A 1,537-nucleotide genomic window follows, 5' to 3' on the forward strand; every position below is an offset into this window, starting at 1 on the left:
AGCGCCGATTTCGTTGAAAAAGGCCCGCGTTGGCAATTGGCATGAGGGCTCGTCACTGATTCACTCTGGTCGTTGAAGCCGGAGGTGCAGCGATGATGGGTGAGCGGCGGGTCGATCAGTCGGCTCTGTTCTACGAGTTCTCGCTGGAGCGGCATGTGCCGACGGATCACATGCTGCGGGCCATCGACCGGTTTGTGGAGCTGGACGGTCTGCGGGCGCACCTGGCTCCGTTTTACAGCGCCATTGGCCGGCCTTCGATTGATCCGGAACTGCTGATCCGGATGCTGCTGGTGGGCTACTGCTTCGGCATCCGGTCAGAGCGACGGCTATGTGAAGAGGTCCACCTGAACCTGGCCTATCGCTGGTTCTGTCGGCTGGGCCTGGACGGCGATGTGCCCGACCATTCGACCTTTTCCAAGAACCGACACGGCCGTTTCCGCGACAGCGATCTGCTGCGCGAGCTGTTCGAGACGGTGCTGCGGCGCTGCATGGCCGAGGGCCTGGTCGGCGGCGAAGGCTTCGCGGTCGACGCCAGCCTGATCAAGGCCGACGCCAATCGCCAGCGATGTGTGCCCGGCGACGAAGGCCTGCCGCCTGAGGCCGCCAGCCGCGCCATTGATGAGTATCTGGCCGTGCTGGACGACGCGGCTTTCGGCGGAGCGACGCCGGTGACGCCCAAGTTCATCTCTCCGGCCGATCCGGCCTCGCGCTGGACCGGAGCCAACAAGGGCCTGGCCTTCTTCGCTTATGCGACCAACTACCTGATCGACCTGGACCACGCGATCATTGTTGATGTCGAGCCGTCCACGGCCGTGCGGCAGGGCGAGGTGACGGCGGCCCGCACCATGATCGAGCGCGTGCGGGAACATCATGATCTGTGGCCCGCCCGGCTGGCTGCGGACACCGCCTATGGCTCGGCCGAGATGCTCGACTGGCTGGTCCACGATCAGGGCATCGAGCCGCACATCCCCGTCATCGACAAGTCCGAGCGGGTCGATGGGACCTTCTCACGCGCCGACTTCGCCTACGACCGCGACCAGGACGTCTACCGGTGCCCGGGGGGCAAGACGCTGGTCCACGGTCGCCGCGTCTTCTCCACCCCTCGAACCAATGCGCCGCCTGACGACACGCTGCGCTATCGCGCCAGCACGGCCGACTGCCGGGCCTGCGCCCTCAAGCCCCGCTGCTGCCCGAACACGCCGATGCGCAAGGTGACCCGCTCTATTCACGAAGGCGCCCGGGACTTCGCTCGCGACATCGCCAAAACCGACGCCTACGTCGTCTCTCGGCGCGAACGGAAGAAGGTCGAGATGCTGTTCGCCCACCTCAAGCGCATCCTGAAGCTGGATCGGCTGCGTCTCCGAGGACCAAACGGCGCCAAAGACGAGTTCCTCCTCGCCGCCACCGCCCAGAACCTGCGCAAACTGGCCAAGCTGATCCCGCCAACGGCGCCAGCGACCGCCTGAGAAAGTGGCGAACCGTCACGTCCGTTACTCGCGCCGATCTCAGCGGCGGCCTTTTTCAACGGAATCCGCCA

Annotated in this window: 1 protein-coding gene; it reads left to right on the forward strand. The window is 65.6% G+C overall.

All coding sequences use genetic code 11. From position 1 onward, the window contains the following. Positions 1-92 precede the first annotated feature (92 nt). Positions 93-1,466 (forward strand): transposase, encoded by a 1,374-nt coding sequence (locus IWC96_RS00080; RefSeq protein WP_196838123.1) that lies wholly within the window; start codon positions 93-95, stop codon positions 1,464-1,466. Positions 1,467-1,537: the final 71 nt, after the last annotated feature.

The organism is Brevundimonas sp. BAL450 (genome assembly GCF_015767455.1).
Classification (GTDB): domain Bacteria; phylum Pseudomonadota; class Alphaproteobacteria; order Caulobacterales; family Caulobacteraceae; genus Brevundimonas; species Brevundimonas abyssalis.

Excerpts from the sequence above, each read along its gene's own strand:
- IWC96_RS00080 (WP_196838123.1), top strand. The coding sequence starts at position 93 with ATGATGGGTGAGCGGCGGGTCGATCAGTCGGCTCTGTTCTACGAGTTC.